Origin of the sequence: Streptomyces sp. NPDC058683 (assembly GCF_042716195.1) — a bacterium.
In the GTDB taxonomy this organism is placed as follows: domain Bacteria; phylum Actinomycetota; class Actinomycetes; order Streptomycetales; family Streptomycetaceae; genus Streptomyces.
On record NZ_JBHXSK010000032.1, the window covers coordinates 46,181 to 65,787 of the forward strand.

16 protein-coding genes are annotated in these 19,607 nt (G+C 71.9%); 9 read left to right on the top strand and 7 right to left on the bottom strand.

The features are described from left to right. Positions 1-142: 142 nt before the first annotated feature. The 4 genes from ACFWXC_RS31420 to ACFWXC_RS31435 all read left to right on the top strand — a co-directional run bounded on the left by ACFWXC_RS31420 (position 143) and on the right by ACFWXC_RS31435 (position 4,307). A complete protein-coding gene (locus tag ACFWXC_RS31420; protein WP_384483737.1) occupies positions 143-1,309 on the top strand; it encodes a Gfo/Idh/MocA family protein in 1,167 nt (388 codons plus the stop codon). Further along, positions 1,306-2,235 (top strand): PmoA family protein, encoded by a 930-nt coding sequence (locus ACFWXC_RS31425; protein ID WP_384483739.1) that lies wholly within the window; start codon positions 1,306-1,308, stop codon positions 2,233-2,235. Before ACFWXC_RS31420 ends, ACFWXC_RS31425 begins: the two co-directional genes overlap by 4 nt. After that, positions 2,232-2,957 (top strand): cupin domain-containing protein, encoded by a 726-nt coding sequence (locus ACFWXC_RS31430; RefSeq protein ID WP_384483741.1) that lies wholly within the window; start codon positions 2,232-2,234, stop codon positions 2,955-2,957. The genes ACFWXC_RS31425 and ACFWXC_RS31430 overlap by 4 nt, the downstream gene beginning before the upstream one ends. Before the next feature lie 177 nt (positions 2,958-3,134). After that, positions 3,135-4,307, top strand: coding sequence for a thiolase family protein (locus ACFWXC_RS31435; RefSeq protein WP_384483743.1), 1,173 nt, complete (start codon positions 3,135-3,137; stop codon positions 4,305-4,307). A 130-nt stretch (positions 4,308-4,437) separates the two neighbouring features. On the opposite strand, the gene ACFWXC_RS31440 is transcribed toward ACFWXC_RS31435, so the two are convergent. Further along, positions 4,438-5,199, bottom strand: coding sequence for a TVP38/TMEM64 family protein (locus ACFWXC_RS31440; protein ID WP_384483745.1), 762 nt, complete (start codon positions 5,197-5,199; stop codon positions 4,438-4,440). A 333-nt stretch (positions 5,200-5,532) separates the two neighbouring features. Here ACFWXC_RS31440 and tuf point away from each other — a divergent pair, with 333 nt between their 5' ends. Both tuf and ACFWXC_RS31450 read left to right on the top strand, forming a co-directional pair. Continuing rightward, complete coding sequence (tuf, locus tag ACFWXC_RS31445; RefSeq protein WP_384483747.1) at positions 5,533-6,711, top strand: elongation factor Tu; 1,179 nt, start codon at positions 5,533-5,535, stop codon at positions 6,709-6,711. 118 nt (positions 6,712-6,829) lie between these two features. Then, on the top strand, positions 6,830-7,675 hold the full coding sequence (locus tag ACFWXC_RS31450; RefSeq protein WP_384483749.1) for a spermidine synthase: 846 nt from the start codon (positions 6,830-6,832) through the stop codon (positions 7,673-7,675). Here the strand turns inward: ACFWXC_RS31450 and ACFWXC_RS31455 are convergent. Next, positions 7,637-8,947 (bottom strand): MFS transporter, encoded by a 1,311-nt coding sequence (locus ACFWXC_RS31455; RefSeq protein ID WP_384483751.1) that lies wholly within the window; start codon positions 8,945-8,947, stop codon positions 7,637-7,639. The two genes, ACFWXC_RS31450 and ACFWXC_RS31455, sit on opposite strands and share 39 nt — an antisense overlap. 70 nt (positions 8,948-9,017) lie before the next feature. Further along, positions 9,018-10,016: a hypothetical protein gene (locus ACFWXC_RS31460; RefSeq protein WP_384483753.1), complete on the bottom strand. Its 999-nt coding sequence runs from the start codon at positions 10,014-10,016 to the stop codon at positions 9,018-9,020. Between the two features lie 156 nt (positions 10,017-10,172). Here ACFWXC_RS31460 and ACFWXC_RS31465 point away from each other — a divergent pair, with 156 nt between their 5' ends. After that, on the top strand, positions 10,173-10,610 hold the full coding sequence (locus ACFWXC_RS31465) for a DUF4442 domain-containing protein (protein WP_384483874.1): 438 nt from the start codon (positions 10,173-10,175) through the stop codon (positions 10,608-10,610). A gap of 103 nt (positions 10,611-10,713) precedes the next feature. On the opposite strand, the gene ACFWXC_RS31470 is transcribed toward ACFWXC_RS31465, so the two are convergent. From ACFWXC_RS31470 to galU, 4 genes are all read right to left on the bottom strand, one after another. Further along, positions 10,714-11,544: an alpha/beta fold hydrolase gene (locus ACFWXC_RS31470; RefSeq protein ID WP_384483755.1), complete on the bottom strand. Its 831-nt coding sequence runs from the start codon at positions 11,542-11,544 to the stop codon at positions 10,714-10,716. Positions 11,545-11,664: 120 nt separating this feature from the next. Further along, positions 11,665-12,513, bottom strand: a complete 849-nt coding sequence (locus ACFWXC_RS31475) for an alpha/beta hydrolase (protein ID WP_384483757.1) — start codon at positions 12,511-12,513, stop codon at positions 11,665-11,667. A 249-nt stretch (positions 12,514-12,762) separates the two neighbouring features. After that, positions 12,763-13,080: a hypothetical protein gene (locus tag ACFWXC_RS31480; protein WP_384483758.1), complete on the bottom strand. Its 318-nt coding sequence runs from the start codon at positions 13,078-13,080 to the stop codon at positions 12,763-12,765. After that, positions 13,011-13,961 carry a UTP--glucose-1-phosphate uridylyltransferase GalU gene (galU, locus tag ACFWXC_RS31485; protein WP_384483760.1) on the bottom strand — a complete coding sequence of 317 codons (951 nt, stop codon included), beginning with the start codon at positions 13,959-13,961 and terminating at the stop codon, positions 13,011-13,013. The genes ACFWXC_RS31480 and galU overlap by 70 nt, the downstream gene beginning before the upstream one ends. A 414-nt stretch (positions 13,962-14,375) precedes the next feature. On the opposite strand from galU, the gene ACFWXC_RS31490 reads away from it, so the two are divergent. Beyond that, positions 14,376-16,202 carry a ricin-type beta-trefoil lectin domain protein gene (locus tag ACFWXC_RS31490; protein WP_384483762.1) on the top strand — a complete coding sequence of 609 codons (1,827 nt, stop codon included), beginning with the start codon at positions 14,376-14,378 and terminating at the stop codon, positions 16,200-16,202. A gap of 452 nt (positions 16,203-16,654) precedes the next feature. Beyond that, the gene (locus ACFWXC_RS31495; protein ID WP_384483764.1) at positions 16,655-19,126 is read left to right on the top strand and encodes a beta-glucosidase; all 2,472 of its coding nucleotides are present in this window, start codon (positions 16,655-16,657) and stop codon (positions 19,124-19,126) included. Positions 19,127-19,607: the final 481 nt, after the last annotated feature.

Below are 19,607 nucleotides of genomic sequence, written 5' to 3' on the forward strand. Positions count from 1 at the left end.
GTTGACCGGCCTGGGTACCGCCGCTTACGTTTCCCCAGGAGAAAGCGCTTGCTCCCGCACATCGGGGTGCGTGTGCGGCGCACGTCGGGCGACGGTTCGCGCCCATCGTCGGTCCCCGCCCCGAGGAGTGCTGATCACGTCCATGCCCCGCACGCCCCTTGCCTCCCTGCCTGGAGCCCCCTTCGCCGGTCGCCGCATCCGGGCCGCCGTGGTCGGTGCCGGCGCCATCGGGCGCGGCTCCCACCTGCCCGCGCTCGCCCAGCTGGCCGCGGAGGGCGAGACCGAGGTGGTCGCCGCCGTTGACATCGATGCCACGGCGGTCGAGGCGTTCCGCGCCGAGGCCGGCATCCCGCACGCCTACACCGACCTGGACCGGATGCTCGCCGAGCAGCGGCCCGACCTGGTCACCATCGGCACCCCGCCGACCCTGCACCGGGACCAGACGGTGGCGGCGTTGCGGGCAGGCGCCTGGGTGTGGTGCGAGAAGCCGCCGGTGCCGTCCCTCGCCGACTTCGACGCGGTCGAGGCCGAGGAGGGCACCGACGGCGGGCCGTACGCCTCGATCGTCTTCCAGCACCGGTTCGGCTCCGCCTCCACCCATGTGCGCCGGCTGCTGGCCGAGGGGGCGCTGGGGCGTCCGCTGGTCGCCCACTGCCAGACCACCTGGTACCGGGACACCGCTTACTACGCCGTGCCCTGGCGCGGCCGCTGGGCGACCGAGGGCGGCGGCCCGGCGATGGGCCACGGCATCCACCAGATGGACCTCCTGCTCGACCTGCTCGGGCCGTGGAGCGAGGTGCGGGGCATGGCCGGCCGGCTGGTGCACGACGTGGAGACCGAGGACGTCTCCACCGCCCTGGTCCGGTTCGCGAACGGCGCCCTGGCGACCGTCGTCAACAGCGTGCTCAGCCCCGACGAGGTCAGCCGTATCCGCATCGACTGCGAGCGCGCGACCGTCGAACTGACCCATCTGTACGGCCACTCCAACGCGAACTGGCACATCACCCCGGCCCCGGGCGTGCCCGCCGACGAGGCGGCGGCCTGGCAGGACTTCGGCCCGGACGTGCCCAGCTCGCACCTGGCCCAGCTGCGCGAGCTGATCGCCAGCATGCGTGCGGGGGAGCGGCCGCGCAGCAGCGGCGCCGACGGGCGCACCAGCCTGGAGCTGATCACCGCGCTGTACAAGTCGGCGTTCACCGACACGACCGTACGTGCGGGCGAGATCGGTCCCGGTGATCCTTATTACACGGCCCTGCACGGAGGCGCTCCGGGCTGGGCGCCGGTCGAGCACGAGGAGGTGTCCGCGTGAGCGGCGAGCTGCGGATCACGCACACCCACGGCGACCGGATCAGCGTGACCGAGCCGGTCACCGGGGTGCAGCTCTTCGTGTACGTCTACCGGCCCGAGGCACTCTGGGAGGCCCCCAAGCCCTACCTGCATCCGATCCGCACCCTCGCCGGGGACGTCGTCACCGATTACCGGCCCAACGACCACCGCTGGCACAAGGGCCTCTCCCTGACCGCCTCGCACCTGTCGGGCGCCAACCTGTGGGGCGGCAACTCCTATGTCCACGGCGAGGGTTACCTCGTCCTCCCGGAGCGCGTCGGCTCGATGCGGCACGTCGGTTTCGACGAACTGTCGTCGGCGGACGGCCGGCTGGTCGTCGCGGAGCGGCTGACCTGGCATCCGTACGACGGGACGCTGTGGGCGCAGGAACAGCGGCGCATCGAGGTCCATGACGTCGATCCCGCATCCGGTGCCTGGGCGCTGACGTGGTCCAGTGCCGTCACCAACGTCCGTGACGAGCCGCTCCGGTTCGGCAGCCCGACCACCGCCGGACGCGAACAGGCGGGCTACACCGGCCTGTTCTGGCGTGGGCCGCGCGCCTTCCGGGACGGCCGGATCATCGGCCCCGAGGGCGAAGGACCGGAGCTGATGGGCTCCCAGTCGTCCTGGCTGGCCCTGTCCGGCGAGCACGACGGCGCCGACGGCCATGCCACCGTCGTCTTCGAACACGCCCCGGAGAACGACCACTCGGGCGCGGGCGGCACCCACCCCGCGCACTGGTTCGTGCGCAACGACCCGTTCGCCGGCATCGCCCCGTCCTGGGCCTTCCACGACGAACTCGAACTGGCCCCGGGCGACACCCTCCGGCGCCGCTACCGGGTCGTCATCGCGAACGGCGCCTGGGAACGCGCCGACATCGCCAAGTACCTGGAGGCGCATCCGTGGTGAGCGGTGGGGAGTCCGGGTTCGCGGGGCTGCCGGGCGGGGTCGCGGTCTCACGCCTGTGCGTGTACGACTGGCCCGCGGCCGACGGTGTGCGCGGCGGAACTCCCCACCTTCACCTGGTCTGTTCGGAAGGCTATGTCGTCACCGGCGGCCGGGGTGCGGTGCAGACACTCACCGTCTCGGGGTACCAGGTCACACCTCTCACGCCCGGCACGGTCGCCTGGTTCACGCCGGGTACCGTCCACCGCCTCGTCAACGAGGACGACCTGCGCATCACCGTCCTGATGCAGAACAGCGGCCTCCCGGAGGCCGGGGACGCGGTGCTGACGCTGCCGCCGCGGTACCTGACCGACCCGGAGACGTACGCCTCGGTGACCGCCGTCCCGGCGGACGCGCCGGAGGCTGAGCGGGAGCGGATCGCCCGGGCCCGCCGCGACCTCGCCCTGGAGGGTTACCGCGCGCTGCGCGAGGCCACCGGCCCGGAGCCGCTGGCCGCCTTCCACCGGGCCGCCGCCGCCCTCGTGCGGCCCCGGCTCGCCGACTGGCGGGCCCGCTGGGAGCGCGGCGCCCGGGCGGCCGCCGAGGCCACGGGGGAGCAGCTCGACCGCCTCGGGCGGGGCGATGCCGGCCACCTCGCCGACGCCGTCGTACAGGCCGAACAGCCCTATGAGCAGGGCCGGTTCGGGATGTGCGGGCGGCTGGACGTGTACCGGCAGGGGCAGTAGCGCCGCAGAGCCGAAGGAGGGGCGGACGGTCCGGTGACCGTCCGCCCCTCAGCTGTGGGCGGACGCGGTCGGGGGATGCCACCCCGGGTGAGGGTTGGATTTTCCTACTCACGGAGTTATGGTGAGTTTGGTTTTCCTACTCACCGGTAATCGAGACTGGCAATCGAGGTCCCCGCGATGCGTGACGCAGTCATCGTCGAAGCCGTACGCACCCCCGTCGGAAAGGGCAAGCCGAACGGGTCCCTGGCGCACGTCCACCCCGTCGAACTCCTCGCCCACACCCTGCGCACCCTCGTCGAACGCTCCGGCGTCGACCCGGCCCTCATCGACGACGTGATCGGCGGCACCGTCGACCAGGTCGGCGAGCAGGCCATGAACACCACCCGGTACGCCGTGCTCTCGGCGGGCTTCCCGGAGACCGTGCCCGCGACCACCGTCGACCGCCAGTGCGGTTCCTCCCAGCAGGCCGTGCACTTCGCGGCGCAGGGGGTGATGTCGGGGGCCTACGACATCGTCGTGGCCTGCGGCGTCGAGTCGATGAGCCGGGTGCCGATGTGGTCCAACGTGCCGCCCGGCAAGGACCCCTTCGGTCCCGGGGTCGCCGCCCGCTACCCGGAGGGCCTGGTCCCGCAGGGCATCAGCGCCGAGCTGATCGCGGCGAAGTGGTCGATCAGCCGGGCGGAGATGGACGCGTTCGCCGTCTCCTCGCACCAGAAGGCCGCGGCCGCCTGGGAGGCGGGGCTGTTCGACGCCGAGGTGGCGGGCCTTGAGGGGGTCGGCCGGGACGAGTCCGTGCGGCCCGGCACCACCGCCGAGATCCTCGCCGGGCTCAAGCCCGCCTACTACGACCCCGGGTTCGCCGAACGCTTCCCGGAGATCGACTGGAGTGTCACGGCGGGCAACGCCAGCCCCGTCAACGACGGTGCCTCGGCCGTGCTGATCATGGCCGGTGAGACCGCCGAGCGGCTCGGGCTGCGGCCGCTGGCCCGCCTGCACGCGTTCGCCGTGACCGGCTCCGACCCGCTGCTGATGCTGACCGGCGTGATCCCGGCGACGGAGAAGGTGCTGCGCAGGGCCGGGCTGGAGCTCGGCGACATCGACCTCTTCGAGGTGAACGAGGCGTTCTCCAGCGTGGTGCTGGCCTGGCGGCAGGAGACCGGGGCGGACCTGGCCAAGGTCAACGTGCACGGTGGGGCCATCGCGCTGGGGCATCCGCTGGGGGCGAGCGGGACCCGGCTGACCACGACGCTGGTGCACGCGATGCGGGAGCGCGGCGCTCGCTTCGGCCTGCAGACGATGTGCGAGGCGGGTGGGCTGGCCAACGCGATGATTCTGGAAGCGGTGCGGTAGGGGGGCGCCGGGCGCCTGGTGAGGTGCCGCTCCGTGCCGGTGCGCGGCTGCGGCGGCGTGGGGGCTTGTCGCGCAGTTCCCCGCGCCCCTTGCGGGGCGCTGTGGCTTCGGGGCGTCGGAAAAGTGAAGACTATTTCGCGCGCAGGTGGTGGCGTTTGCGCCAGGCCAGTACTGCGCCCGCCACCGCCGGGATCACGATCGCCGCCACCGAGATCAGGAAGACCGGTGACGTCGGTGTCGAGGCCCGGGCGCCTGCCACGACGTACGCGGCGACGTTCGGGATCGAGCCCAGCCCCGTCGCCAGCAGGTACGGCGCGTAGCGCATACGGGAGACGGACGCCGCGTAGTTGGCGGCCCAGAACGGCACACCGGGGAACAGCCGTACCGCCAGCATCGAGCGGAAGCCGTGCTTGCTGAACTGGTTGTCCGCCGCCTTCAGGAGCCGGCCGCGCAGCAGCGGGCGCAGTGCTTCCTGGCCGAGCATCCGGCCGAGCGCGAAGGAGATCCACGCCCCGAGCAGGGTGCCCGCCATGGCCGCGCCCATGCCCAGCGCCGAGCCGAACAGCGCGCCGGCCGCCAGGTTCAGGATCGGCCGCGGCACGAACGCCACCGTGACCAGGCCGTACGCCACGGCGAAGATCACCACCGCGGTGGTGCCCTCGACCTGGGGCGGCCAGCCCTGCGTCAGCAGCTTCTGCGGCTCGAAGAGGAGCACCGACGACGCGGCCGCCGCCAGCAGGGCGACGAGCAGGGACAGCCGGGACCACGGCGACAGCAGCACTCTTGTGCAGCGCGCGGTGAAGTTCACCGGACCGGACACGGCAATCGTCAGCTCCTCGGCGGCGGCCGGGGGAACGGCCGTGGCGGTGCCAGAGCGGTTGGCATCGAGCATTCGGTGACAGTAGCCGAAGCAGATGTGTGATCGCCGTATGGTTCCTGTCCATTGGGCGAAACCGACGCCACGGAAAACCGTTCGACGTGCGGCGACGGATCGGCAATGATCTGCGTCATGTTCCGGTACGCCTTCCTCCTCGCAGCATCCGCAGCCGCGGATGCGCCGAAGGCTGCCGTGCCCGTTCTCCTGGCCGCTGTAGACGGCGCCCGAAGCTGACCCTCCCCGGATCGTCCGGCGGACCCCGCAGGGGGAGGGTCGGCGGTTCTCCGGGGTCCCCGCGTCTCGCGCTGACGAGACGCTTCACCGCAGTTCAGGCTTCGAGGTAGAGCCATGCCCAAGACGGCATACGTCCGCACCAAACCGCATCTCAACATCGGCACGATGGGCCACGTCGACCACGGCAAGACCACCCTGACCGCCGCCATCACCAAGGTCCTCGCCGAGCGCGGCACCGGCGGTACCACCCAGTACGTTTCGTTCGACCGCATCGACCAGGCCCCGGAGGAGGCCGCCCGCGGCATCACCATCAACATCGCGCACGTCGAGTACGAGACCGACACCCGGCATTACGCGCACGTGGACATGCCGGGTCATGCCGACTACGTCAAGAACATGGTCACCGGGGCCGCGCAGCTGGACGGCGCGATCCTCGTGGTCTCCGCGCTCGACGGGATCATGCCGCAGACCGCCGAACACGTGCTGCTCGCCCGGCAGGTGGGCGTCGACCACATCGTGGTCGCGCTCAACAAGGCCGACGCGGGCGACGAGGAACTCACCGACCTCGTGGAGCTGGAGGTCCGTGAACTGCTCACCGCGCAGGGGTACGGCGGCGACTCGGTGCCCGTCGTCCGGGTCTCCGGGCTCAAGGCACTGGAAGGGGACCCGCGGTGGACGGCGTCGATCGAGGCGCTGCTCGACGCGGTGGACACGTACGTGCCGATGCCCGAGCGGTATCTGGACGCGCCGTTCCTGCTGCCGGTGGAGAACGTGCTCACCATCACCGGGCGCGGGACCGTCGTGACCGGTGCCGTGGAGCGGGGGACCGTGCGGGTCGGCGACCGGATCGAGGTGCTCGGCGCGGACGTCGAGACCGTCGTCACCGGCCTGGAGACCTTCGGGAAGCCGATGGACGAGGCGCAGGCCGGGGACAACGTGGCGCTGCTGTTGCGCGGGGTGCCCCGGGACGCGGTGCGGCGCGGGCACGTGGTGGCGGCGCCGGGGAGTGTGGTGCCGGCGCGGCGGTTCTCGGCGCGGGTGTACGTGCTGTCGGGGCGCGAAGGGGGTCGTACGACCCCTGTCTCGACGGGGTACCGCCCGCAGTTCTACATCCGTACGGCGGACGTGGTCGGGGACGTCGACCTCGGCGAGGTGGCGGTCGCCCGGCCCGGGGACACGGTGGAGATGACCGTGGAGCTGGGGCGGGAGATGCCGCTGGAGGCCGGCCTCGGGTTCGCCATCCGGGAGGGTGGCAGGACGGTGGGGGCGGGGACGGTGACCTCGGTGGAGTGAGGTCGCGGTGCGTGGGGGACTGCGGGCCGGCGGGGGCTGGTCGCGCCCACGCGGCGGAGCCCGCATACCGGCAGAGCCCCGCGCCCGTGGGTAGGTACGGGCACCGCACAATGGAGAGGTGAACGAAGCCATACCCGTCGTCCGGGTCACCGATCACGGCACCGCCAAGCTCATGCCCGACGTCGACCGGGAGCGGGCCTGGCTGCTGACCGTCGACGGGGCGCCCCAGTCGTACGTCGATCTCGACGCGCCGACGCATCTGGAGTTCGAGTACGCCCGGCGGCTCGGGTACGTGCTGGACGCGGTGGCGGAGACCGGGGCGCCCCTGGACGTGCTGCATCTCGGCGGGGGCGCCCTCACGCTGCCCCGGTACGTGGCGGCGACCCGGCCGGGGTCCCGGCAGGACGTCGTGGACGCCGATCGGGGACTGCTGGACCTGGTCACCGAGCATCTGCCGCTGCCGGCCCCCACCGGGATCGCCCTGCACGCCGCCGACGCCCGGGGCTGGCTGGAGGGAGCTCCCGGCGACTCGGCCGACGTACTGATCGCCGATGTCTTCGGGGGGTCCCGGATCCCCGCGCATCTGACCTCGCTGGGCTATGCCCGGGAGACCGAGCGGGTGCTGCGGGACGACGGGGTCTACCTGGCCAATCTCGCGGACTCCGCGCCCTTCGACTTCCTGCGCTCCCAACTCGCCACGTTCGCGGCCGTGTTCGAGGAGCTGGCGGTCATCGCCGAGCCGGGGGTGCTGCGCGGGCGGCGGTTCGGGAACGCGGTGCTCATCGCCTCGCACCGGCCCGTCGACACCGCCGTGCTGGCCCGGCGCACGGCCGCCGACGTCTTTCCGGCGCGGGTCGAACACGGGCCCGCGCTCAGGCGGTTCGTCGGCGGGGCCGGGCCGGTCGGGGACGCGGACGCGGTGCCGTCACCCGAGCCCCCCGGCGGAACGTTCGGCATCGGGTGACACCGGCGTCGGCTGTGCGGTGACCGGGACCGTGCGGCGGGTGAGGTTGCGGACGTCCGGCACCAGGAGGACCGCGGCCGTGACGGCGACGACCAGGCCCGCGCAGCCCCACAGCGCCGGACTCCGGCCGAAAGCGTCCTCCGCCGGTCCCGCCAGCGCGGTCGCCAGCGGCAGCAGGGAGACGGAGCCGAACCAGTCGTACGCCGAGACCCGGGAGAGCTTGTCCTCGGGTATCTCCTGGTGCAGCACGGTCATCCAGGAGACGCCGAAGACCTCGACCGTCGTCCCGGACACGAACATCACCACGTAGAGGATCCCCACCGGGACGGGCACCGCCAGCGCCGCCGAGGGCAGGGCCAGCGGGAAGATGCAGAGGGTGCCGACGAACAGCAGCCGGCGGGGTTTCCAGCGGGTCATCAGCAGGGCGCCGGCCACCGTGCCCGCGCCGAAGGCGCCCAGCGCCAGGCCCCACGGGCCCGGTCCGCCCAGGCTGTCGCGGGCGACGAGCGGGCCGTAGACCGCGTCGGCGGCACCCACCACCGCGTTCGCGATCGAGAACTGGACGACGATGCCCCAGAGCCAGGGGCGCCCCTTGACCTCCTGCCAGCCCTCCCGGAGGTCGGCCAGCAGCCCCTCGCCAGGGGTGCGCGGCGGGATATGGCTGACGTCGAGGAACGAGCGCAGTGCGCCGGCGACGGCGAACGCGGCCGCGTCCACCGCCAGCACCCAGCCCGGGCCCACCGCCGCCACCAGCGCACCGCCCAGCGCCGCACCGCCGAGCGCCGCGCCCTGCATCGCGATCCGGAACACGGCGAAGGCGCGGCCCGCCTGCTCCCCGCTCACCGAGGACATCAGCATGCCCTCGGCCGCCGGGCTGAAGAACGCCTGGCCGGTGCCGCCCAGCGCCGTGAGCAGCATCATCTGCCACAGGCGGGGGTCACCCGCGAGCACCAGGACGGCGAAGGTGCCCTGGGAGAGGAAGTTGAGGCAGTTGGCCGCGACCATCACACGGTGGCGGGGGAACCGGTCCGCCACCGCGCCGCCGATGAGCAGGAACAGCACCAGCGGAAGGGTCCGGGCGGCGGCCACCAGGCCGACGTCCCCGCCGTCGCCGCCCGCGTCCAGGACCGCGAACGCGGCGGCGATCAGCGAGCCGCCCGCGCCCAGGCTCGTCACGACCGCCGCCGCGGTCAGCAGGCTGTAGTTGCGGCCGGCCCAGCCGGGTCCCCGCAGGCGGGAGGGGGTGCGGGGGGTGTCGGAGGTGGAGGTCACCGCCTGACTATCCCTGCCGGGGGTCCGGCTTGCCAAACCGTTTGGTGGGCTTCAGGCCCCCCTGATCAGGTCAGCTCGCGGTCGGGGTGCCGTGCAGCCGGACCGTGCTGAGGATCTTCATGATCGTCGCCGTGGGGACCTCGCCGTCGACGCCCTTGGCGCCGTAGAAGTCCCAGGACACCAGGTCGCCGGCCGAGTTCTCGAAGCCGAACGTGATCGCCTTGCCGTCGCTCGCGCACTTGCCCTTCTGCGGGGTGTGCGCCGAACGCGCCCAGGCGTAGCCGCCCTTGAGGCCGGAGGCGGTGGTGTAGGCGGTGGCCTTCTTGTCCCAGGTGATGCTCTTCTTGTCCGGCTGCGTGTAGCCGCCGTACACCCACCAGGGGACCTCCCGGACGGCCGCGTCACCGCCGGCCTTCGCGCCGCTCTCGCCCTTGGTGCCGACCGCCGCGAGGGAGGTGTCCGCGGTCCTGCCGTCCTTGTCGTCGTCGCTCGTGCACCACTTCGACTTGTACTGGGCGGTTCCCGACATGGTGATGATCGGCTTGCCGTCCTTGTCCTCGAAGCCGACGGACGTACCGGGGGTCAGCACCTCCCAGTCGGCCGGCACGTCGAAGGCCGTGCCCCACTTGGGGTTCACGACGGTCTTCCAGCCCGCGACCGTCGGCTTCTCGGTCTCCTCACCTCGCGGGTTGTCGTCCGTGGAGGCGGACGCGGAGACGGTCGGCGTCGGCGACCGGGTCGCCCGCTGGTCCTTCCCGCTGTCCGCCTTGTCGTCCTTGGTGCCGCCGAGCACCAGGAACCCGGTCACGCCGGCCGCCACGACGACGGCCGTGGCCGCGAGGATCGCGACCAGTTTCGTCCGGTTGCCGCCGCCTCCGCCCTGCGGCGGCCGCGGCCCGCCGGCCGGTCCCGGCGGACCCCACTGCGGCTGCTGCCCGTACCCGCCCGGCTGCGGATACTGCTGGTATCCGGGCTGCTGGTACGGGTTCGGCTGCTGGTAACCCGGTTGCTGATACGGGTTGTTCTGCGGGTACTGCTCGCCCCCTGGCGGCTGCTGTTCTGGCCACATGGCTCGTAACCCTAGTGCCGCCCGGGACGCCGTACATCCTTGGCGCCGGCGAACGCCACGCCACCGGATCGCCGCCGCGACGACGACGATCTGCGCACCGGCACTGTTCAGAATCTGCTACCCGTGAGTAACATGACCGTCATGAGCACAGACCAGATGTCGATCGGCGAGATGCTCGCCGCCACGGTGCCGATGGTGCGGACCCTCAACCTGGAGTACCTGGAGACCACTCCGGAGCGAGCCGTGCTGTCCCTGCCGGACCAGGGCGACTTCCACAACCACATCGGCGGACCGCACGCGGGGGCGATGTTCACCCTCGCCGAGTCGGCGAGCGGCGCGATCGTCCTCGCCGCCTTCGGCGACCAGCTCTCCCGGGCCGTGCCGCTCGCCGTCAGCGCCGAGATCGCCTACAAGAAGGTGGCTCTCGGACCGGTCAGGGCGACCGCGACCCTGGGCCGCCCGATCGCCGACGTCGTCGCCGAACTCGACGAGGGCAAGCGCCCCGAGTTCCCGGTCGCCGTCACCCTCCAGCGCGAGGACGGCGCGGTGACCGGCGAGATGACCGTGACCTGGACACTGCGCCCCAACGGCTGAGCGGTCGCAGACGCTCAGTCCGCGGTAGACGGGCGCGGAGCGGCAGGCCGTCCGACCGTCGGCGCCGATGCGCTGAGCCGGGGAGTCCGCTCCGGAGCCCCGGCTACTCCTCGATGAAGGCGAGGATGTCGGGGTTGAGGACGTCCGGGTGCGTCGACAGCATGCCGTGCGGGTAGCCGTCGTAGCTCTTGAGCCGGCCGTTCTTGAGCAGCGCGGCGGACTTCGGGCCGGCGTCGGCGTACGGCACCACCTGGTCGCCCGTGCCGTGCAGGACGAGCACCGGGACCTCGATCTTCTTGAGGTCCTCGGTGAAGTCCGTCTCGGAGAAGGCCTTGATGCACTCGTAGTGCGCGTTGGCGGCGCCGGTCATGCCCTGGAGCCACCAGCGGTCGATCAGGGCCTGCGACTTCTCGACCCCGGGCTGGTCGAAGTTGTAGAACGGCCCCGACGGCACGTCGATGTAGAACTGGGCGCGGTTGGCGGCCAGCGCGGTGCGGAACCCGTCGAACACCTCGATGGGCAGGCCCTCGGGGTTGCTCTCCTTCTTGATCATGACGGGGGGTACGGCCGCGACGAGGACCGCCTTGGAGACCCGCCCCGGCTTGGCCAGCGCGACGTAGCGAGCGACCTCGCCGCCGCCCGTGGAGTGGCCGATGTGCACCGCGTCCTTCAGGTCGAGGGCGTCGGTCAGCGCGACGACGTCGGCCGCGTAGGTGTCCATGTCGTGACCGGTGGCGGTCTGGCTCGAACGGCCGTGGCCGCGGCGGTCATGGGCGATGACGCGGTACCCCTTGGACAGGAAGTACAGCAACTGGTTGTCCCAGTCGTCGGCGCTCAGCGGCCAACCGTGGTGGAAGACGACGGGCTTGCCGTCGCGGGGGCCCCAGTCCTTGTAGAAGATGATCGTGCCGTCGGATGTGGTGACCGTGCTCATTGCTCATCCTTACGTGAGGCCGGCCGGCCTCACCGGCCGGATCGGACGGTCCCGGGCAGGCGCGGACTCCGCGGCCGAGAGGCGTTCGCCGGATTCGAGATGCGTCGGTCGCCCGCCGCCTCAGTGCAAGGACGAGGCCGCCGACTGGATCACTTTCGTCACGGCTGCCGGGTCCGACACGAGCGTGAGGTGCGAACCGCCGTTGTAGACGGTCACGTTGGACTTCGCGCGGCGCGCCATCATCTTCTCCGAGCTGGGCGTGATGATCTGGTCGCCGGTGCTGATGAAGTACCAGGAGGGGATCTTTTTCCACGCCTCGTACTTGGAGGGGGTGTTGAAGGCCACCGTGGTCGCGGCACGCTGTGTGGCCCACAGGTTGACCGCCTGGTTGTGAGGCACACTGCTCGCGAACTTCGTGACGAACACGTTCTCCTTGAGGTACAGCGCGGACGCCTTGGCCGGTGCGTTCGCGTACGGCACGGCGTCGTACAGATCGGCCGGCGCCCCCTTGGTCAGGACGGACGTCGGGCCGCTGAGCTGCGCCGTGGTCTCCCCGACCGCCGGTACGGCGGCGTCGACGTAGACGAGTGCCTTGACGTTGGCGACTCCCTGGGCGGCGTTGGTGATCACCGAGCCGCCGTAGGAGTGCCCCACCAGGACGATGGGGCCCTTGATGCTCTTGAGGAAGTACTGGACCGTCTGCGCGTCGGTCGTCAGGTTCTCCAGCGGGTTGCCGATGGCGCGCACCGTGTAGCCCGCGCGGCGCAGGAGAGTGACCTCGCCGTTCCAGCTCGACGTGTCCGCCCACGCGCCGTGCACGAGGACGATCGTGGGTTTCGTCTGCTTGCCGGCTGTGTGCCCGGTGTTCGCCGCACCGCCAGGCGGGGCCGCGGCGGCCATGCTGGTGACGGCGATCGTGACCGCCGTCAGAGTCATCGAGAGATTCCGCCGCCGTGCGGTGGACGCCATCGGAAGCCTCCTTGTTCCAGCTTCTCCGGAGGGAACGCGTCCTGACAGGAAGGAAAGGCCGGCCCGCGGGCAGAGAAGAAGCCCGCTGGACCGGTGAACACGTCCCTGGCTCTCCACACGACGGTAGCGCCATGCCGCCGCATCAGCACCTGGGCCCGGAACGGCCAGGCCGGAGCGCCGGAGAGGTCTCCTCGGACCAGCTGTCCGGAGGATGACCCCTGCGGGTCGGGCCGGCCCGGGAACGCCGTGTCACGCCGGTCCGGACGATGGCGCGTAGACCGTGCCGTCGGCCGCTCCCCGGTCAATGGCGTCGAGGATCGCCTCGGCGGTGAAGCGGGGGCCGCTGGTGTCGGCTTCCGGGATCGTGCGCGCCGGCGGCCAGGGGCGGTCGGACTCGGTGACGGCGGCGGCGACGCGGACGAGCGCGTCCGAGGGGTCGCCGGGCGGTTCCGCTGCGCCCCCGCGGCCGAACGGCTTCTCCCTCTCGCGTGGCTCGCTCAGGCGGCCCGGTCGCAGTGCCGTGCGCTCTCGCCGGCTGCCAGGCCCGCCACGAACTCCTTCAGCCATGCCGTGAACTCGGGCCCCAGATCCGGGCGTTCGCAGGCGAGCCGGACCACCGTGCGCAGATAGTCGGCCTTGTCGCCGGTGTCGTAGCGCAGTCCGTCGAAGACGACCCCGTGCACCGTGCCGCCCGCGGCCAGCTCCTGGAGTGCGTCGGTCAGCTGGATCTCGCCGCCCCGGCCGGGCGCGGTCCGCTCCAGGACGCCGAACACCTCGGGGTCGAGGACATAGCGGCCGATGACCGCGTAGTTGCTGGGCGCGTTCTCCGGGGACGGCTTCTCCACCAGACCGGTCACCCGCACCACGTCGTCCTCGCCGGTGTGCTCGACGGCGGCGCAGCCGTAGAGGTGGACCTGTGACGGATCGACCTCCATCAGCGCCACCACGCTGCCCTCGAAGCGGTCGCGGACGTCCAGCATCCGGCTGAGCAGGGTCTCGCGCGCGTCGATCAGGTCGTCACCGAGGAGCACCGCGAACGGCTGGTCGCCCACATGGTGCTTGGCGCACAGCACCGCGTGGCCGAGGCCGAGCGGGTCGCCCTGGCGGATGTGGTGGATGTCGGCGAGCCGCGCGGGATCGCGTACGGCGTCCAGGCGCACGGTGTCGCCCTTGGCGGTCAGCGCCTGCTCCAGCTCGAAGGCGTTGTCGAAGTGGTCCTCGATGGCCCGCTTGTGCCGGCCGGTGACCATGAGGATGTCGTCGAGCCCGGCCTTGGCGGCCTCCTCGACGACGTACTGGATCGCCGGCTTGTCGACGACCGGCAGCATCTCCTTCGGGGTCGCCTTGGTGGCGGGCAGGAACCGGGTGCCAAGGCCGGCGGCCGGGACGACGGCCTTGCGCACCGACCGGGGGGACGTGGGGGCGGGGGAGGTGTGGGGGGCGGTCATGCGGCACATGCTGGCCCACCGGGATGAGAGCGGGCCGAGAGAAACGTGGGAGACGGCTGTGGAAGGCCGGGTTCCGCCGCGGGGACCGTGGCCGCCCGGGAGTTGAAGGTTTCGTGTGCCACCGGGCCCGTGGCGCGCACAAGTTGAACCTGTGAACCCGCTGAATCCAATCCGGTCGGGGATACCGACGGTAACTTATCTGCATTTCCAGAACTTTGAACTTAGGTCACCCCAACTTCTTGTTTCCTGTGAGGCCCGTGTGCGAAGGTGAGCCTCCCCGCGGGAGGGCCCAGAGACCGGCATGGCCGTTAGTCCGGTCCTTATGGGCTCCAAAAGGTACGCACCAATCAGGCACTGCATTCCGTCAGGACGCCATTTCGCGTGCAGTCCTGCGGCTCGGAAGGAAATGGTTCAGTGCAATCCCCCTACCCCCCACGCCCGCCCTACCCGCCTCGTCCCGGTTCGAGCCCGGGGGAGTCCGACCGCGATCTCATCGCCCAGCTCACCGGAACCCCCGCGGCCAGGCATCATGCCGTCGCCCTGCTGCTCACCCGGCACTGGCGCGCCACCTGCGACTACGCGGTCGTCTGTCTCGCCTCCGCCACCCCCGTCGCGCAGCTGGTCGCCAGCGCCGCCTTCGAACGGGTGCTGGGCCGGCTGGCCGGCGGCGCGGTCGGCGGCGCCCTGCGTCCGCAGCTCCTCGTGGCCGTACGGGAGACGGTCCGCGCCTGGGCGGCCGACGAAGCCATTTCCGTGGTCGTACCGGAACTGCGCAAAACCACCGGCGGCCGCGGACTCAGCGCCGCGAGACCGGGCACCCCGGAAAGACGGCAACTCGCAGAACGCGCTTTCCAGGCTCTTCCCGGCGCCTCGCAATGCCTCCTCTGGCACACCGAGGCCGAAGCCGAACCCATAAACATACCCGCCGGTCTGTTGGGTGTCGACACCCCTACCGCGGCGGCCGCCCTCGACCAGGCCCGTGAACAATTCCGGGTCGGCCTGGTACGCGCCCACCGGGAACTCGCGCCTTCGAAGGAATGCCGTTTCTACAACCGTCTCCTCGACGTCCCCATTCGCCGGGGCGGTTCTCTGCTCCCCGATGTGCAACAGCACCTGACGGTGTGCCGGTTCTGTCGGCACGCCGCCGAGCAGCTCAGCCATTTCGACGGCGGCCTGGAGGTGCTGCTCGCGGAGACCGTGCTCGGCTGGGGCGCCCGCCGCTATCTCGACTCACGGCCCGGCCACGGCGCCGTCGAGGCCTGGCCGGCCACCACCGAACCCGAGCCCGCGGCGGTGCCCGGCGGCCGGCACCGCACGGTGTCCGAGTCCGGCCGGCGCAAGGCCCTGCTGGCCGGGGCCGGCCTGGTCTCCCTCGCGCTGCTCGCCACCGTGCTCGTGGCCAGGGGCTGGTCCGACGACAACGGTGTCCCGCACCCCGGCACCACCACCTGGGGCGCTCCCAGCACCAGCACCACCCAGCCGGGCCCGGACCGGAAGGCGTCCGCCGGGACCTCCCCGTCCCCGGCCTCCGCGGGCGAGCCCGTCGAGATCGCCCACGGCAGGCTGCGCAGCCTCGATGCCGGGCTCTGCCTGGACGTGCGCGGCGGCCGGCCGCGCCTGGGCGCCGAACTGCGGCTCGGCAAGTGTGCGGACGCCGGGTCCCAGCAGTGGTCGTACCAGGACGACGGCCTGCTGCGCAGCGCGCTCGACCCCAGCCTCTGCCTCGCCGCCGACCCGGGCGCGCGCAGGGTCGTGGTCTCCGGCTGCCTGGTGCACGCGGGCGAGGTGTCGTACGACCTGACGGTCCGCGGTGAGCTCCTGCTGCGCTGGGACAAGGACCTCGCATTGGCCGTGGACGGCACGAAGGTGGTCGTGGCCCGGCGTGACGGATCGTTTCGGCAGCGCTGGGAGCTGGCGTCGGGCGGCGGGGGCGAGCCGGTGACGCCGGGCGCCACGCACTCCGCGCCATCCGGACCGAAGAAGGACGAGAGGTCGGAACTCCCCGCGCCCCCGCCGGATCCGGAGGCCCCGCCGCAGGCGCCCGGGAGCCCGCAGGAGCCGTACAGCACACGGGTCGCGCAGGTCGGCACCCATGACGGTCCCGCGCCGGTCGTGCCGCCCGGGCCGCAGGGGCAGCCCGAGCCCGTCGCAACCCTCGCCGGGACGGTCGGCGACGTCCTGGAGGCCGTGCCGGCCACGGTGACGGATGTCGTGAGCGGGGTGGGAAGCCTGCTCGGCTAAGCGCTCCGCTGGAAGTGCCGCGATATGCCGTCAGTCGACTGCGGCGCCGTCGTGGCTGGTCGCTCAGTTCCTCCCCCAGCCTTCGGCCGGGGGCGCCCCCAGCGCCCCTTCAGGGCGTCGCCCAACCGGAGCGGGCTTCGCCGGACCCGCTTAGCCGGCCGGTGGAGGGCCGCACGCTGAGGCGGTGGAGGTCCGGCGTGCGGATCGGTGGAGGGCCACGGTGTGAAGTGGCCCTCCGTTTTCGGTTCTTGTCGGCTCCGGGCCGTTTTCTGTTCAGATCGTTGACACGAGTCACCACCGGATCTACGTTTCCGACGCGCCGGTGGTGCGGTTGACGGTTCGTCAAGGTCGTGTGGCGGATGGTGCGTTCACATGCCGAACGCGGTCCGGGTGCCCGGGCGCGCCTTCGCGGTCCACATCGTCGTGCCCGCACACCGAAGGAGTGACGGCTCATGTCCGAATCCGTCTCCCGACGATCCGCCCTGCGCCTGACGGCCGGTGCCGTCGCGGTCGCCGCCGCGGCCACCGGCGGACTCGTCCCGCTCACCGCCGCCGCGGCGGCCGGGGGGCCCGAGGCCGGAGCCGGCCCCCGGGTCGAGCGGCTGATCGCCAGACTCACGCTGGACGAGAAGATCTCCCTGCTGCACGGGGCCACCGACCCCGACTCGCTCGGCCAGGCCGGCTACGTGCCCGGCGTCCCCCGGCTGGACATCCCGCCCCTCAGACTCGCCGACGGCCCGGCCGGCGTCCGTATCACCGAACACGCCACCGCCCTGCCGGCCCCCGTCCTGCTCGCCTCCGCCTTCGACCCCGGGCTGGCCCGCCGCTACGGCCAGGTGATCGGCCGCGAGGGCCGCGCCCTCGGCCAGGACGTCCTGCTCTCCCCGATGGTCAACCTCATCCGCACCCCCTACGCGGGCCGCAACTTCGAGACCTTCGGCGAGGACCCGCTGCTCGCCTCCGACCTGGTCGCCGCCGAGATCGGCGGTATCCAGGGCGAGGGCCTGATCGCGACCGTCAAGCACTTCGCGCTCAACAACCAGGAGAAGGACCGCAACTCGATCGACGTGCACGCCGGCGAACAGACCGTGCACGAGATCGAGCTGCGCGGCTTCGAGGCGGCGGTGGCGGCCGGCACCGGCGCGGTCATGGGCGCCTACAACAAGGTGAACGGCACCTTCGCCTGCGAGAACAAGACCCTTCTCACCGACATCCTGCGCGACCAGTGGGGCTTCCGGGGCTGGGTGATGACCGACTGGTTCGCCGCGCACAGCACGGTCGCCGCGATCACCGCCGGCCTCGACATGGAGATGCCCGACGGGACGTACTTCGGTACGGCGCTCAAGTCCGCGGTACAGAACGGCAGCGTGGCCGAGAAGTACCTCGACCGGGCGGTACGGCGGATCCTCTCGGTGATGGACCGCTTCGGCCTCCTCGACGGCAGCGCCCCGCCGCGCCCCGGCCGCGACGCCGAGGCGGGCGCGGCCGTGGCCCTGGAGGTGGCCAAGGCGGGCGCGACCCTGCTGCGCAACGAGCGCCGCACCCTGCCCCTGGACGGCGGCGGCATCGCGGTGATCGGGCCGACCGGCAGTCTGCCCTTCGTCAGCGGCGGCGGCAGCGCCCATGTCGTCCCCGACCACGCCGGCAGCCCCCTCGACGCCATCAGGGCCCGGGCGCACGGCACGGTCACCTACACACTCGGCGAGGACCTCTTCGGCAAGGCGGTGCCCGCGACCGCCCTCAGCCCCGCCCTCGACAGCGAGGGGCAGCAGGTCGCCGCCGGGAAGACCTGGGAGTACGACGGCACGCTCACCGTGGGCGAGACCGACGAGTGGAATCTCATCCTCCATTTCTCCTCCGCGGCCACCGCCCGGCCCACGGTCCTGCTGGACGGCGCGGACCTGTTCCCCCTCGCGCCCGGATACGGCGAGTACTTCTCCGGCGGGCTCGTCGCCGTCGCCCCCGACGGCCTCGGCGTCCGCCGCGCCACCCTCCGGCTCGCCAAGGGCGTACACAAGTTGAAGATCACGGCGGCGGGCGGCGACTCCGGTCTGCTGTTCCGGCTGCGCCGGATCACCGGAGCCACCCGGGCCCAGGACGTCGCCGAGGCCGTCAGTGCGGCCCGCGCCGCACGCCATGCCGTGCTGTTCGCCTACGAGGACGCCACCGAGGGCCTCGACCGCACGACCCTCGCCCTCCCCGGCCACCAGGAGCAGCTGATCCGGGCGGTGACCGCGGCCAACCCGCGCACCACCGTCGTCCTCAACACCTCGTCGTCCACCTCGATGCCGTGGCTCGCGGACACCGGGGCCGTGCTCCAGATGTACTACCCCGGCCAGGAGGGCGCGGCCGCCACCACCGCCGTGCTCTTCGGTGACAGCGACCCCGGCGGGCGCCTCACCCAGTCCTTCCCGGTCGACGACGACCACCACCCGGTCGCCGGCGACCCGCGCCGCTACCCCGGCGTCGACGGCACCGAGGAGTACTCGGAGGGCATCCACGTCGGCTACCGCTGGTACGACGCGCAGGGCGTGCGGCCCCTCTTCCCCTTCGGGCACGGACTGTCGTACACCTCCTTCTCCTACTCCGACGCCCAGGCGCGCTGGACGCGCGGCGGTCTGGAGGTGACGTTCGGCGTGCGCAACACCGGGCGCAGGACGGGGGTCGAGGTGCCGCAGGTGTACGTCGGACCCTCGCCCGACCTCCGGCTCGACCAGGCGGTACGGGTGCTGGGCGGGTTCCGGCGGCTGGAGCTGCGGGCGGGGGAGCGGCGCCGGGTCACCGTGCGGGTCGCCGCGCGCACCCTGTCGTCGTGGGACGCCCGGCGCCATCGCTGGACGCTCGGCACCGGACGGCGCACCGTCTGGGTGGGCGCCTCGTCGGGCGACCTGCGGCTGCGCACCGGCGCACGGGTGAGCGACTGAGATCACTGAATCCGTGTCAATGGGCGGTCGGCGGGCGAAGGCTCTCCGACCGCTTTACTTCAAGGGTTTACAAGGATTTTCCCCATCGCACGTTTCATGTGAAGTAATACACTTGGCGACACGTTTTTGTCAGGCTTGGGTCAGGGTTGGTGCAGGCTTCGTGCAGGGACGAGCGCCACGCGTTTCCGGTGTGCCACGATCGAGCCAGCGGACCGAAGTCATCCGGAATTTACAGAGCTCGGCGCGGCCGCACGGGGTGTTGCGCCGGGGTGAGTGCCGGGTGAATGACCGGGGCGCTTTGACGGTCTTGTGATGGTGTGACGCCTGTGCTCCACCGGTTCGACGGCCGTTCCGGTGCAGTGGATTGCTCGGATTTTCGGCTCTTGCGGTGAATTCCCCCGACTGGCCGAATCAATACCCCCGGGCGCCATAGGGCCGTTCCGTTATTGACCCGCGAGTAATGAACTCGCTAGTTTCCGGG